This is a genomic window from Arthrobacter sp. SLBN-122 (assembly GCF_006715165.1).
Taxonomy (GTDB): domain Bacteria; phylum Actinomycetota; class Actinomycetes; order Actinomycetales; family Micrococcaceae; genus Arthrobacter.
The window spans coordinates 255,594-270,014 of sequence record NZ_VFMS01000001.1; the positions used below are offsets into that span (position 1 = coordinate 255,594).

A 14,421-nucleotide genomic window follows, 5' to 3' on the forward strand; every position below is an offset into this window, starting at 1 on the left:
CTACCCACGCTAAACGGATCAAACAAATACAAATTCCAGAACGTCTCACCGCATCAGAAAGGCGCCTTTGTTATGAGCAAGTTTATCCAAATCTTGATCACCCTGTCCATTCTTCCGGGAGGTTTTACCCTACTACACGGCGAGGCGAACGACTGGTTCGTCGCGAGGAGTACTCCTCAAAATTCTCCACGGCGCATCTCTCCCGTTGGTTTCGCGAAGCGCATGACTTATGGCTCGCCCACAGCCGACGAAACGACAACGCAATCGAAACGTTCTCCACGGTGACGGACTGGGATAAATGCGTCAGGTAGGCCAGCAAGCCCTCTGCGACCGGGTTACGTAACCCACCTCATTTGGCCGCAGGGTCTTCGCAGCTTTCTACGGTGACTCACCGGCGGGTAAGCAACTCGATTGCATTTTGCCACATGCAGTTTCAGGACGTGGCGCGGCGGAAGTCACCCACTCGATCCACCCCTTCTCATGGTCCCTCAGGGCGCTCCACTCGCCCGTGACACCAATCCCCCCGCTCCACCTCTGGGAGGCCTGTAGAACGTCTCTCAGCGTTCGCGCGGCCCTTCTCACAAGCACTTCTTCTATGCCTAGAAAGGCAACTAAGTATGATTTCCCAGAATGATCTCACGGGAGGCTTGAGCCTCCCAGCATTTGGTCTAAATGAAGCACTAAGAAAATGGGTCACAGTCGAAGGTTCAGACGGTTTTGTACCCGCTTACAAGATCACTTCCATGGATGACGTAACGTCACTAATTATCGAGTTGGTCGATAGCGAAATCTGGACAGCGATTACTCACAACGGTAAGCACTACGGCTACCAGATCACCAACGAATCAACTGCTGATCCATCAGACGATCACTTAGTCGCGTCTGATGATGAACCCGAGATTCGTGTCAGTGACCTTGCTCAAAGCCTCGTAGAAGACGAACTTGCCCACGACGATGAAGATCAGCCAAAAGAACCAAGGCGAGCATCACGTCGTGGCACACCGGAGCGATGCCAGCAGTTCCGGAAAGAGATAACCGATGAGGATATCGAAGAAGGGTTCACCCAGTTCCGGAATATCTTCTATGGCACCAAGGACAGCGGGCGTAACTACGACGCCTTCAAACGAGCAGTAAAAGACGTTCGATCCATCGAGAAAATTCTCAACGCCGCCCACGCCTACACCGGCTTCGAATCCGCCCATCGCTTCCTCGCGGATGAGCTGTACCTAGACACCGAAGTATTCCGCCGCGAACTCTAATTCGCTCCGCTTTATATGCTTGAAAGGCCATCCTCGTGCCAACGATACTTCAGTCCACGCGGACTAAAGCCTCTGATATACAAAAACGTCTCGACAAATGCCAGCGCACTGAAGGAATTCTGATGCTGCATGGTGATCGGGGAGTCCAGTCTTACTACCCAAACCCGGTTGCCGGTTCCACTGGTAAACCAAAGTCTACTCACGCTGCTGGCACTCGTTCCGCTGCGCAGCGCGTCGGCTGCAACCAAGGATGGAATTTTCGTACTCTCACCTCGGCAAAGACAGCTATGACCATGTTTGACCTGTCCCCGATCACTGACCGTGTTGATAACAACGAGGACGTACACATCTCCTTCCTTGTTCTCAGCTATGCGAAAGGTGTGGTGACCGACCCCGAGTCAGTGCACGACAATATCGCCAAGTTTCAGCGGAAGATTCGTCAGACAGTGGGAACTGAGGCAGCCTACGTCTGGGACATAGAAGCGAAGCGCTCAGGTCAAGCACATGTCAACTTCCTAGCGGCCCTGACTGCCAACGAGGCGTACCAGCTCAGGCTCTGGTGGGCAAAGAATGCATCAGGATTCTCCGGTAAGTACAAGCTGAAGGACGCAGCGTTCCTAAGCGTTCCCACATCCTTTGAAGAGCGCACGATCTCTTCGAGGATGCTGGCGCAGCGAGCACTGGGGTACTTTGTCCTCATCGGTTCTAGCCAGAAGGCGATCAAGAAGCGGCACCAGTACAAGTTCGATGGTGCGTGGCTGACGAACTCTGGCGCGATGTGGGGACGCTCCGCCAACATCGGCAGGGCGGAGACAGTCCAGTTCGAAATTACGAACCTGAAGCAGCGCAGGGCCATCGATCGCTATGTCTCTCGCCAGCTTTGTATCAAGCAGAAGATAGTGCAGTGGGTTAGCGTTGATGGTGAGTTGTCGGACGAGTTCGATGTGTCTCCCTTCTCTCCTGACCGGATTGCTGGCAGTAAGTATGGCGTCACGATCACTCCGCAGATGCGAGTGGACATCGAGTACATCATCAAGGCGCTTGGCTGAATCCCCGCAACAGTTCGTTTCGGTTCTCTGCCGTTGATCATCCCGGTCTCGGCAGGGAATCGCTCTTCAATCACATATGAACGGCTGCTGACATTGAAGTCCTATCCATGTTGAGTTGCATGTTTCGAGAAGGACGCATGATCACCACGGTGGGCAGGGAAGCTTTCCCTACAGAGCTGTAGGCTCGCAGGACGAACCGTCGTTAGGCCGATGAGGCTGCACGAAGTGCCTTTAGTCGAAGCAGCAAAGGTTGTCAGGCACGCCGAACTTGTTCTTCATCTGGTGGTTCATCATCTCGATACAAAACGGTTGCGTCTCTCCCCACAGGACTTCGCTGAGTTCCAAACATTGGCTTAGTTTGAGGACAGGGCTTTCCCAGCTATTCCTTAGAATCGTTTCGGCGGATTGACGTGGCAGCAGTCAAAGGAAATGGCAACCGGATTGGCGCGGCGATGCGGGCAATCGAACGAACATTTAGGAGTGGTGTTCCCACCAATTGGTTTGAACACTCCCCTTCGCCAAACCCCCCTATAACCCCCTATATGGGGGGTAACGCCGATGTATCTCCCGCCTAGGTAGTATGAATAGGTTTTAGCTGGCGCACATAAAGTACGTTTGCCATGACCGAGAGCTTTTTATCGGTAACGAAGAGAGAGTTGCGTAGTGAAGAAGTCCGGTTGTACGAGTCGATGCCTGTCCAAGCCGCGACTGTCTTTCCTACGCTGATGCTTCCTCGGTCGGTGGAGCGGGCCGCTGCGCGGGGCAACGAGGCGACGGGCGGGCGTGGCTAGAGAACCCCGTCCAGCAACACTTTCGGTACACCGTTGGCCCGTGCGCTTTCGAGTAACTGGTAGCGACCCACCATGGCAGTGTGCAACTTCACGCACGCCTCCTCGGAGTCCGTCGCGTATTCCTGCATACCGACTTTCCGGTCGCCGATCACGGTCGTGGTGAACAAGGGTTCGTTGTTACGGTGCGCGATTGGCCGGAGACGAGAGCGGACGAGGACGTGACCACCATCGAAGTCGATTACGTCGCGAACGAGTTCGACCTTTCCTTGCTGCACCATTCTAGAGGCTTCAATCACGCTGATTTCATGTCCCTTATGATCACGTATCACTAAAGCACTCCTTCAATGAGCGACGGATGTATGTGGTCCTTAGCTGCGATTAGTCTGCGCCGGATTTCGACAACGGTGTACTCGTGTCCCAACTGCGTGGACCTGCTACTCCCGTAAACATCGTATGGAACTTTCGGATCGATTCCCTCCACGCCAACAACATAGGTCTTGAGAACCGCGTGCATCCCGACCAGTTCATGGTCCTCGACCTTCTCCATTGTTATGATGGTGACACTCGCGTTTATCCTCGACTTCTCGATGATTCGGCTGGCGGTCATGTGCAAACTCTAGCGGAATCGCATCCGCAGTGACAGAACGTTTTGTATTTAGTCCCGTCGGAGTTTGCGACTGTTGAAGGGCCATCATCATTACGTAGCAACAACGGTGACAATGTTCCGGGCCATAACATTGATCCTCGGCCAGCAATTCCTACTAGGGTCACTATGCAGCTCTCGTTCATTCAAGAATTCATATTCGCTTGCAACGCAATTTCTGATAACTGACAAAACCGCCGAAGACAAGTGCGCCGAGGCCCGCAAGGATAACGATGGGCACTGCATCGAATCCATCGTTATCAGCAACGGACGTGGTACCCGCCTTGATTACCGCATCACTCTTCGGTGTGAACGGCGGTGACGGCGTGGCACTAATGCTCGGGTTGCTGCTGGTCGCCTCACCGCTCCTCTGAGCTTCAACGGCCACTACACCGACTGCCAGTTCCTCCGCAGGGATTATGGACAGACTTACTTCCCCGTCGTCGGGAAGTGGGTTTTGAATAGCTGGCGCCGGGGCCTGTACCGGGGCAACGACATTCGGAGCGTAAGCACCCGGAGCTGGCACAGGAGCCAGAGCCGCATGGGGCTGCTCAGCAGGAGCTGCCGGAGCGAGAACGTTCACAGGTGCCGGAGCTGGTGCTGGCGGAACATAATCGGGCACTAGCGGGATGTATGGGACGTCCGGGGTATCGCAGCCTTGGACGGGATGCGGCACGGTGCAAGTGGGACCCGATGGCGGCGTCGGAGCTGATGGAGCAGGCGGAGCGACACTCGATGCTCCCCCACCGACATAACCGGGAGGCATCAGCGCTGGATCGTCAGCGGCTATCGCGGGTGATGCCATCACAACGCTGCCGAGCAAGACGCTCAAGACTAGTCCTGTCGATGCACCCATTCGCTTCATTTCCGAGACCCCGTTAATCAGAATGATTGATTGAAGGCATACTATTCAACAATGTTGTCAATTAAAAGGGTCAGGAGGAAGCAGGATGCTGCTCAGGATTAGCGAAAACCAGCAGCGATCGACTAGCTGCGTTGTTTTGCCTTGGGTAAAGGGGAAACTCGATTGCCCTTGCCCAGTCGAAGCTCGCGCCGCATGGCATCGATCATGGCAAGAAAGGTATAGTCGCGTTTCTCCATGAGCGACTCCCATTGATCGACATGGATACCAGCGACGCTGGCTTCCTTTGCAAACTCGCCTACCTTGGATGCCAGTCCATATACCTCGTCGCTGCCCAGAAGTAAGACTTCATCTAGAACCACTGAACGGCGAGCTTCAATCTCCCCAGAAGAATCGGGCCCATTCGTGTTCTTGTCGTCTTCGGCGCTGAGCAGATGAGTGATCTTGTTGTAGACCTTCATTTTTTCGTTTCGGAGCCATTGCCTGTGCTCGTTGCGACTGCCCCATATTGTACCTAGATATCCAGCCGTGATCGCCACGACGCCGGTCACTAGAGCCGCCCAAAGTCCATCTTCCATGAGGTAAGAACTTACCCGACACGGTCCATAGATGTTCAACGGCATGCAGCACCGGTGCTCTCCGGCGCCAAGATGTTGCACCCACCGCACATTTTCACTCACGACAAAGGTATTTTACTCTCGACTTGTCGTCGCAATGTTGAGATCGAGGTAGCCCCAACACGAGCCTGACTCCCCATTTCAGTTCATGCCTTCATCGTCACTTGTATGGCATGTCCGCCGACTCCTAGTCGTGGGATAAAAAACTCAACCCGTCCTTCCGAGGTGGTGTTCTGTAGTTCCCAATATCTTGAGCATCCGCCCAACCAGTGACTCCACGGTCGCTTCCGGCGTCATTTTCAACGCTTCAGTACTGACCGTCACCACACGGGAGTGGACGTCGCTATGCATAGTTCGCGGAGGCTCGAAACTACTCCAGTTATTCACCATGATGTGCGAGCGGAGCCCCTTGACGCCGTTGATCCTGAGTCCTAAGGTCCACAAAGACCGGTAACCATAGCGTTCGCTGAGACCGCTGACCCAATAGGCGAGTCGCTGCGCGTATGCCACCGCTAGCCCATCACAGACGATTGACTCTTCCGGGTTCCACTTTTCTGTACCGCGTCCGACCAATATTCGAAGACCCCCCGATTCTAACAACTGCACGTCGAGGATCGACTTCTCACTGAAGTCAGAAGGCTTAGGTGTCAGGCCAGCCTTCTCGGCATCGGCATTTAGGATCGAGACACCGAGATCACGATGTTTGATCCTAGTCGCGTATTGGGGAGTGGGATAGAAACTGACTAGATTTGCTTTGCATCTGTTGTGCCCGGAAGCCACAAAGTTGACTAGCGCATATTCGTCATCCAAAAACTGATCTACCAGAGTGCTGTTCACCGGCATTAAGGGTTCGGCGACCAGATAAATATGCCCGTGTTCCCTCTCGGTGGACGACACATAGTCACTCATCTCGGCGTCGTCCAAGAGCTTCATGGCTAGGTCGGCTTGCTCTTGACGGCGTTGATGGTAGCGCAGAACTTCGGCATCCGACAACGCGTGCTTCGACGCGTCGCCCCGCCCGAAATATTTGTTACCGGTCATATGTGGGGCAACTGGCGACGGCTGGACCGTAACCACTACGAACCCTCCCCCACCTTCAACTTCTATGATTCTGGTCGTGACTGGCAGAGGTGGTTCAATCGCATTACGGGCTATGCCGTCGATCCGTTCAAGCATCCCCTCGACTGGGATCGGCTTTGGGACGAGTCGCTTCGAACCATTGCCATCTTTCGCTTCAGCGATGCCGATGATGAACATCCCACCATCAATCGCAAAACTAGCTAACGTCTGAGCAATTTGCTCGTTTCGCGCCTGTTCCTTCACTTCTATGTAGTGGGATTCAGAGATCGCTCCGCTCCTAATCCCGTCTACAATGTCTGCCTCAGTGGATGGTTGCCAAAAGTTTGCCATGATGCCTTCAGATGATGAACTTCAAATAGTTTGGTGCCGAATGCTGACCTGAATCTTTTAAACCGAGGCTCCTACAAACTCCGAGTTCAGTAACCGATGACTCTCGAAGTAGGCACTGGTTCGAGGCGAAAAAGCCTCACATGCACGACCTATCACTGCTTCGACAGCCAAAGTTAGATCGTGGGTTCCCTCACGCCACCCGCTTTGGATGGCGCCGTTTGCATCGACAATAATGAAATGTTTCTCGAAGAGAGCGTCACAGCCCAGCGTGCAAGCTGCCATAACAACGTAGGGATCGTTGCGTTCGACCGTGTCGCAATGCTTGCGGGGCTTGATATGAGCAGTCGTCAGCAACTGGACCGGCAGCTGTCTCCCGCAGATCGAACATGTAGAAAACGTCTTGTCTTTGAACAAGAAGTCGCGCAGGGTTGACTGCTCGCGGCGGGCGTTTACGACCACTCGACGATTAGTCTCATCGAAGTAGGCAGTTGCTTTCTGGTCCTCAGGTTGTTCTTCTTCATCATCAACTGCATCAGGAATAAGGTCCAAACGATCGCTGAGCCACACCCCCACTTCTGACGGCAACGAAAAGAGGTATCCCTGATTGACATCGCCGTTCTTGTCAAAGGCCGAGCCGTAGGTTTTCGCTTCAACGCGAAGGCTAGTAGGAATTTCAGTGAGAGGTAGAGGCTTCTCAAGCATCGAGTAGATAACTTGGATGGAGCGCCCATCATTTTGCCAAACGTCCCCACCCTTGTATGGGATCGCAGTCGGCAGTGAGCCGCGCGACACGTACCCGACGGACTTAATATGCTGCCCGGCGTAGTGAAAGATGACATCGCCTACAGCAACGTCATCTAGTGCGTCCCAATGACGTTGCCTATAGCCCTTTTCCGTTCGAAGCGGAGCCCAGAGGATACCCAGCGGGCGATCGTGGTCAAAAGAGTTGTTCTGATTGACCCACCAAAAAGTTGTCATTTGAATCCCCCACTACGCTCGTTATCCCGACAAGAGCGAGCCTAGTGGACGATGCACCACAGCAAATGCCACTCGCCTCGTGGCATGTTAGGCGACCATCACGGTTCCTGCACATTTCACAGCTATGGCTACAAAGCGGCAGAGCCTTCGGCTGTCGGGTCCAGCCAGCCTATTGCTCCAGCGACACCTAGTCGAACAAGTTCATTTACCACTGACAACGCCTCTGCCCGCGCTCCGGAGCGCCCCAGATGCCTAACAATGGGCTCCAATCCTTGGCCAAGCCAAGCCCCTACAGCACAACCCTGCAACACCCTCGTCAGAACTTTTCCGCATTCTGCCGGGTACTGGGTAACAGGAAGTTTGTTGTAGTCGAAGTTAATTCGGCTTCCCTCGTCTGGTGCCCTTGGTATAGGACTGCTGAGTAGGACTGCGAGCGCCTCTGGAAGGGAAGTCTCCGTAAGAAAAAGCCATTGGAGGAGCGCGTTCACCTCAATGCCGTCGAGTCCTATCGGCGTGTTTCTCGCTCTGCGCGCCCAGTAAGTAAGCAGCCGCCTCCATGCCTCAGGGCTGGGTCCCGTATCGCCATACCGCCGAGATACAGAATCGATCCAGAGTTCCCGCTCCTCGACGGTCGCCGCCAAAGTGAACGCATCCACCCATGTGGGGTCGTTGTCCGGCAGAAGACCCGAAGAAAACAAGAACGAATGATGGTCCACAAACGCAGGCATCGCCTCCGGGATATATCGGCTGACCCATGAATAGCCAGATCGAACCGACTCGCTTAACTTCTCCACGGTGTGACTGGACCACGAGGAGCCGTTCAAGAACCCGGACCAAGTGGCCGCCGCCACCTCAGGGCTCAGAGTCCAGTCGAACAGCGGCAAGAGCTTGTTGTCGGCCCAGTCTTCATACTCAGAAAAAAACCAACCCGTGCTACCAGCCAGAATTGTAACTGTGTGGAGGTCTCGCTCGTTCCCGATCATAGACTCGATCACCCCTCGAATCTCACCAGCGAGTACTGGCGTTTCGGGCGCGATACGGGCCAGAACCCCCATGCCCTGAAGGTAATGGAGGGCAAGTCGTCCTCGTGCAGATGACCTTGCGCTGCTGTAAGCGTCGGGCTCCTGATCTCCCTCGGGCTCGCTGGCAGCCCCGACTGACTGCCAGAGTTTGTAAAGCGCTGCTAGAACCGGCTTTACATCATCGACCTTTTGCGGAGCTTTGTCTGACCATGCTTTGGAAATCAGCGACTCTAAGGAGTAAAGATAACGAGTCCTAGAGGGGTGGTTCGCGAGAACCTCCAGAAGCCCTGCCATGTCACCCGGCGCCGCGCATTTTTCGAGGGCCGGAAGGAGTATGTCCCATAGCTCTTCAGACCACAAGTTGCTTTCGCCTAGGCCTCGAAGCAGTTTCTCGATCCTCGGAGCCGAGGACGCCGCTTCTGCAAGCTCTTGTAACCACTCCTGTGGAAACTCCTCGTTGAAGCCTCGGACTTCTTGGATGATTGACTCGGCACTTTCCTTGGATAACCGACCGGAGACAGGTGCTTTTTCAGCTTTTTCTCCGGTTCCGAACTCAAAAAAGAATGACTCAAAGTCAGGATTTTCCCTTGGTTCGAATGCCGGGTTCTCTTCTTGAATACGCTCCAAGGCTTTTCGCGTAGCCTCGTCCGACGCGTCCAACTTACTCAGCCAAACAAGGAGGTTGTACCGTTCATAGTCGCTTGGCACGTCCGGGGCAACAGCGTGCGACTGGGAAGCAATCTTTAACAACGCCTCTTTCGTCGATTTTGACGCCTTCGGATAGAAGGCGGCCAGCAGACGGAAGACCTCGTGCTTGACTCGGTGATCGAACAGAAGTTTATGATCCAGTACCAGCCGTACAGCGGTGTCCACCTGCATGGAATGGAAATGGTGCAGCGCATCGAGGGCCAGCCTCTGAACCACGGTGGACGAGCTTTGCAGCATCCACCGCAGCACCGGTAGGAATTCCTGCTGCCAAAGCTCTGCCTGTCCTCTGACCGACTCGCGAGCAACATCAATGAGTAGCTGACATCGGTCGCCGTACTGGTCCTGATTATGAGGTTCTATGGCTGCTCGGCCAGTTGAAATAGGGTCTAAGGGCCGTCCGCTGAAGTGCCGCGAAGCTCCACTGGAGCTAGTAAGAAGGCCTATGCATATCATCATCATTGCGCTTGACTCAGAGGACGACAGCGGCAACAACCGCTGCCAAGCGACCTTTGCATGGTGGCGGTCACCATTGACGTCAAAATCAATCCGAACGTCATAGTCCTCGCTCAGGGACCACATGCTTTTCTCAAAGGCAGGCGTTGGGGTCACTGCCCACTCAAGGAGGCGCATGGCGCCTTCCCTATCGCTTGAGGCAGCTTGTAAGAGCAGCAGAGATAGTTCGAGACGTCTAGAGCGTGAGGCGCCTTGGAGCAGCACGGACAAGTATGGACCCGCCACATGCGGTTGAGGATATTCGGTGATGAGAGTCCGCCAGATGGCGGACCATAATGCGTCCGCAACCCCACCACCGTGTTGATGAATAACCCGAAAGAGCAACAAAGGATCGGAACCCTCCACAGACCTCCCACACCACTCCGCCCATGCATAGGCTTCATCGGTTCCGCGCTCGACTGATTTTTTCCACAAATCGTCAAGATCACCGCGCTCCGCGCACCAGCGCAACCAGACACTGGGGTCTGCTACCGCGAGGAAGTGTTGCAGAGTCTCCACACGCATAAAAGCCGACGAGAGGTACGATTCGTCCAGTGCTGATAGCGAGGGACCCTGCTCTACGATGCGGCTGATCTTTTCAAGGCGCCCGATGTGAGTCGTGCTGACGCTGTTCTTCCACGCATCCAATGCTTCGGGTAGAGCTGCAAATCTACGCTCGATAGGGAAGGGTATAGGTGTAACTCCCAGCCCTTCCCACTTATCCAACTCGCTTGTAGGAACAAAGGCGAAATGCTCGATTCCTGCGGGCGGGAGAGACCTAGTCAGGTAGCGCATGACTGTGTCCGTCCCACTGTAGCCAACGAACAAAACAGTGTAAGTGCTGAACATACTCGTCAAGAAGCGGGTCGCCCATCCGCCGGTGACATAAGCTTCGCCGAAGTCCCTGTCCGTCAAAACTACAGAGTCGTTGTCAGCTAGGGGAAACTTTCCATGTAGATACACCAGACCCGAGAACGAATGTCCGAGGGGCACCGCAGGGCCTACAAACTCCCGGTTCCTCAACCTTGCCCGTTTAGCAGCCCGGCTCAAATAGGGATCAAAATTGGTTGTGACCACACGGAGGCTCGCGGTTGCGGATAATTCGATAATCAAGTTATGCAATCGATTTCCCCGCCTCCCGTGCGGAGCTAGAAGTTCTTCCGCCATACGGTGAACGTTGCCCCCTGAGTAATCCTCCACCCTCCCCAAAAAAGCATCGATCTTGGAAGGGTCGTCCAAAACATGCGGATAACCCGCGTTTGCAGCAAGAGCACGGGCTAAAGCTTCGAAGCCGGGGAGCCTTGTGGGTGCTGGTATCGAAATACCGGCACCGGCGAAGACAACAAGACGGTCATCATTCAGCGCGTCTAGCAGGCGACGAGGGACCGCGACTTCGTTGGTGAGCCATTCGCTAACCATCGAAACTCGTAGTCTTCCTAGTCGTCAAAGGCCGTGATGGGCCCTTGCCGGAAATCACGCCGCCTCCTCACGCAGCTTTTCGAAGAGACCCATCTTCTTGAGGAGTTCAACCATCTCGCCCACCTTGTCAGAAGACAGCACCCAGCCGATGCCCCTTGCATGCTGCTCACCAGCTTCGATAACGGAGTCCTCTACCGTGGTCCGGATTTTGGGTGACGAGTAAAAGTCGGCCTTCCCATTGGCTACTGCTTGCCCTCTTAGGGTGTGATTCTCCAGTGCCTTGTTCAGAACGCTTTCTGCCACTGAAAGTTGATCTGCGTCAGAAAGGCCCGAGCCCTCAAAGAACTTGTTCATCTGCTCGATGATCTCTGCCCAGCGCGCTTTCTTCGCCTCGTGGGCTGTGGCGCTACCAGCAGCGGTCATTGGGTCTAGCGCCACTGACTCCTCAGCCGACAGCTTCAGGTCGGCCTTGGCCTGTTTGTGGAGCTTGTAGTGGGTCATCACAACCTCAGACAGGTCCAGCTTTTCCCGGTCCTGATTCTCCGAGCTGATGATGCGGGCCAGCAGTTTGTAGAAGATGGACCGCTTTTCCAGATCGGTGTCCTGATAGTCGATGATCTGGGACAGGAAATCATAGGCGCGGATGAAACTGCCGAGGTCCTTGCGGAAGATGTCTAGAGCGTCCATACCTGCTGTGTCATTAGCATCGCGAGCCTGCTGGTACCGGACTTTAAACCGGGAACGTGCTGGTTCGACAGTGGCCCTTAGCAGTTCGTGGCTGACCTTGCCGACCCATGCCGCAGCCGTTTGCTCAACTTCGCTTTCCTCGTAGATGCCAGTCTTGTCCAGCTTCGCCTGAAGATCATGCACAATGTCCGGGTCAGTGACACCGGACATTTCGGCTTCCTTGTGGTACTGCTGGAAGGCGGCGAGTATCTCGTCAGGGTCGTTCACGAAGTCAATGACAAAGGTCTGGTCCTTGCCAGCGGTAACTCGGTTGAGCCGGGAAAGCGTTTGGACGGCGGTGATGCCAGAGAGCTTCTTATCAACGTACATGGCGACGAGCAGCGGCTGATCAAACCCTGTCTGGAACTTATTGGCAACCAGCATTATCTGGTATTCATCCGTGTTGAACGCCTTCGGTATCTCACGCCCGTTGAGCTTCGGGTTCATGTTAATTTCGTTCAGCTTCTCAACGGAAACCTCACTATCCACCACATCACCTGAGAAAGCGACAAGGGTTGCGAGGTCAGTGTAGCCCCTGTCGGCAATGTACTTGTCGATGGCCACCTTGTAGCGCACGGCTTCCTTACGGGAGCCGGTGACGACCATAGCCTTAGCGCGACCGGCAAGGTGATGCCTGACGTTGGAGCGGAAGTGCTCCACGATGACAGCAACCTTCTGGCTGATGTTGTGCGGGTGTAACTTCACCCACCGCATCAATTCCTTTACGGCCTCAGATTTCTCAATAATCGTCTGGTCGGAGTCGTAGTCAACGCCGTTGTGCGCGAGCTTGAACGCCATCTTGTACGGCGTGTAGTTTTTCAAAACATCGAGGATGAAGCCTTCCTCAATTGCCTGCTGCATGGAGTACAGATGGAAGGGTGCCGGGAGGCCCGCCGCGTTTTTCCGCCCGAACAGTTCCAGCGTCTTGGCTTTGGGGGTTGCAGTGAACGCGAAGAACGACAGGTTCCTACTCTCCGCGCGCTTATTCATCTCCTCCAGCAGTAGGTCCTCCGTGGTAAGACTCATCTCATCGACCTCGGTAGCGTCTTCACCCTCAGCTAGAGGTGCCTCGTTCCCGGAGGTCAGCACCTTCTTCAGGTTCTTGGCGGCGTCACCCGACTGAGAGCTGTGTGCCTCGTCCGCGATGATTGCGAACGACTTACCTTTCAGCCCCTTGTTCTGCTCGATGGCGTCCAAGGCAAACGGGAAGGTCTGAAGCGTGACACCTATAATCTGGATGCCACCAAGTAACGCGGCGGTGAGCGCTTTGGACTTGGAGCCGCCGGAGCCTGACGTGATGGCCTTGAATACCCCGTCAGTCTTGTTGAGCTGCTGGACTGCCTCCTGCAACTGTCCGTCCAGCACCTTCCGGTCGCTGATGACAATTACGGCATCGAAGATCTTCATTCCGTTGGCGTCATGAAGAGAGTTGAGGCGATGGGCAGTCCAAGCAATGCTGTTGGTCTTACCCGAACCAGCCGAGTGCTGGATGAGGTAACGGTGACCCCGCCCTTCGACGGCAGCAGTATCCGCGAGAAGATTGACCGCCTCCCATTGGTGAAAGCGCGGGAACAGGAGAGACTTGAAGACGGTCTTTTCGCCCGTGATGGGGTCAACCTTCTTCTCAACATGCAGGTGCATAAATTTGCCGAGGATAGTCAGCCAAGAGTCCCGCTGGAGCACTCGCTCCCAAACATATGCGGTCTGGGAGCCGTCCGGGTTGGAGGGGTTGCCCTTGTGTCCGTCGTTACCCATGTTGAACGGCAGGAAGCGTGTTTTCTCCCCCTGCAAGTGGGTTGTCATGAAGCATTCCGCGTTGGACACGGCGAAGTGCACCAACGCGCGGTGACCGAACGAGAACAGCGGCTCAGACTTGCGCGTGGTCGGATCGACAGGAAGTCGGTTGGTCTTGTATTGATCCATGGCGTCTTGCACTGTCTGGGTGAAGTCGGTTTTCAGCTCCATGGTGGCAACCGGCAGCCCGTTGACGAAGAAAACGAGATCAATGCTGTTCCCGTTACTAGAGGAGTAATACACCTGTCGCATGACCCGGAGACGCATCTTGGCGTAGTCCGCCACAGTCTTCGGGTTTTTGGCATCGTTGGGCTTGAACTGCGACATTCGGAACTTTGCAGGTGTCGCCTTGAAGCCGCCCCGCAGCACAGACAGAGTGCCGCCTCCGTTTTCCAGCGGGGTATCCAGCACCTTCACCAACCGCGACAGCAACCGTGCAAACGATTTTCTCTGAATCTCAGCGGAATCGTCGGGTCTAACAAACTTCTCAAACTCGTCAGGCTGGGTATCAGTAAGCCAGCCACGCACGTCCTCGGGGAACAGCGCAAGCTCTTTATCGTAGCCGACGCCGTTCTCTGAGTAGAGCCAACCGTGAGCATGCAGATACTCAGCAATCCCCCTCTCGAACTCAATCTCGTTGTACAGCGCCAT

Annotated in this window: 10 protein-coding genes; 3 read left to right on the forward strand and 7 right to left on the reverse strand. The window is 54.9% G+C overall.

Annotated elements, in window-relative coordinates:
* The first annotated feature begins 617 nt into the window (after positions 1-617).
* The gene (locus FBY36_RS01215; protein ID WP_142116965.1) at positions 618-1,259 is read left to right on the forward strand and encodes a hypothetical protein; all 642 of its coding nucleotides are present in this window, start codon (positions 618-620) and stop codon (positions 1,257-1,259) included.
* Between the two features lie 287 nt (positions 1,260-1,546).
* Complete coding sequence (locus FBY36_RS01220) at positions 1,547-2,308, forward strand: hypothetical protein (protein WP_142116966.1); 762 nt, start codon at positions 1,547-1,549, stop codon at positions 2,306-2,308.
* 787 nt (positions 2,309-3,095) lie between these two features.
* Here the strand turns inward: FBY36_RS01220 and FBY36_RS01225 are convergent.
* Positions 3,096-3,428 (reverse strand): hypothetical protein, encoded by a 333-nt coding sequence (locus FBY36_RS01225; RefSeq protein WP_142116967.1) that lies wholly within the window; start codon positions 3,426-3,428, stop codon positions 3,096-3,098.
* Complete coding sequence (locus tag FBY36_RS01230; RefSeq protein WP_142116968.1) at positions 3,428-3,706, reverse strand: hypothetical protein; 279 nt, start codon at positions 3,704-3,706, stop codon at positions 3,428-3,430. The genes FBY36_RS01225 and FBY36_RS01230 overlap by 1 nt, the downstream gene beginning before the upstream one ends.
* 269 nt (positions 3,707-3,975) lie before the next feature.
* On the opposite strand from FBY36_RS01230, the gene FBY36_RS20505 reads away from it, so the two are divergent.
* On the forward strand, positions 3,976-4,116 hold the full coding sequence (locus FBY36_RS20505; protein ID WP_160141863.1) for a hypothetical protein: 141 nt from the start codon (positions 3,976-3,978) through the stop codon (positions 4,114-4,116).
* A 613-nt stretch (positions 4,117-4,729) separates the two neighbouring features.
* Here the strand turns inward: FBY36_RS20505 and FBY36_RS01235 are convergent.
* From FBY36_RS01235 to FBY36_RS01255, 5 genes are all read right to left on the reverse strand, one after another.
* A complete protein-coding gene (locus FBY36_RS01235) occupies positions 4,730-5,182 on the reverse strand; it encodes a hypothetical protein (RefSeq protein WP_142116969.1) in 453 nt (150 codons plus the stop codon).
* A 246-nt stretch (positions 5,183-5,428) separates the two neighbouring features.
* Entirely contained in the window at positions 5,429-6,631 is a 1,203-nt protein-coding gene (locus FBY36_RS01240; RefSeq protein ID WP_142116970.1) for an AlbA family DNA-binding domain-containing protein, read from the reverse strand.
* A 57-nt stretch (positions 6,632-6,688) separates the two neighbouring features.
* Positions 6,689-7,609 (reverse strand): hypothetical protein, encoded by a 921-nt coding sequence (locus FBY36_RS01245; RefSeq protein WP_142116971.1) that lies wholly within the window; start codon positions 7,607-7,609, stop codon positions 6,689-6,691.
* Positions 7,610-7,737: 128 nt separating this feature from the next.
* Positions 7,738-11,250: an SIR2 family protein gene (locus FBY36_RS01250; protein WP_142116972.1), complete on the reverse strand. Its 3,513-nt coding sequence runs from the start codon at positions 11,248-11,250 to the stop codon at positions 7,738-7,740.
* 54 nt (positions 11,251-11,304) lie between these two features.
* Positions 11,305-14,421, reverse strand: a complete 3,117-nt coding sequence (locus tag FBY36_RS01255) for a type I restriction endonuclease subunit R (RefSeq protein WP_142116973.1) — start codon at positions 14,419-14,421, stop codon at positions 11,305-11,307.

Bases quoted from the DNA above. Each gene is read 5' to 3' on its own strand.
- FBY36_RS01220 (WP_142116966.1), top strand. From the start codon at position 1,547: ATGACCATGTTTGACCTGTCCCCGATCACTGACCGTGTTGATAACAAC.
- FBY36_RS20505 (WP_160141863.1), top strand. From the start codon at position 3,976: ATGGGCACTGCATCGAATCCATCGTTATCAGCAACGGACGTGGTACCC.
- FBY36_RS01250 (WP_142116972.1), bottom strand. From the start codon at position 11,250: ATGGTTAGCGAATGGCTCACCAACGAAGTCGCGGTCCCTCGTCGCCTG.
- FBY36_RS01240 (WP_142116970.1), bottom strand. From the start codon at position 6,631: ATGGCAAACTTTTGGCAACCATCCACTGAGGCAGACATTGTAGACGGG.
- FBY36_RS01245 (WP_142116971.1), bottom strand. From the start codon at position 7,609: ATGACAACTTTTTGGTGGGTCAATCAGAACAACTCTTTTGACCACGAT.
- FBY36_RS01230 (WP_142116968.1), bottom strand. From the start codon at position 3,706: ATGACCGCCAGCCGAATCATCGAGAAGTCGAGGATAAACGCGAGTGTC.
- FBY36_RS01235 (WP_142116969.1), bottom strand. From the start codon at position 5,182: ATGGAAGATGGACTTTGGGCGGCTCTAGTGACCGGCGTCGTGGCGATC.
- FBY36_RS01215 (WP_142116965.1), top strand. From the start codon at position 618: ATGATTTCCCAGAATGATCTCACGGGAGGCTTGAGCCTCCCAGCATTT.
- FBY36_RS01255 (WP_142116973.1), bottom strand. From the start codon at position 14,421: ATGGCGCTGTACAACGAGATTGAGTTCGAGAGGGGGATTGCTGAGTAT.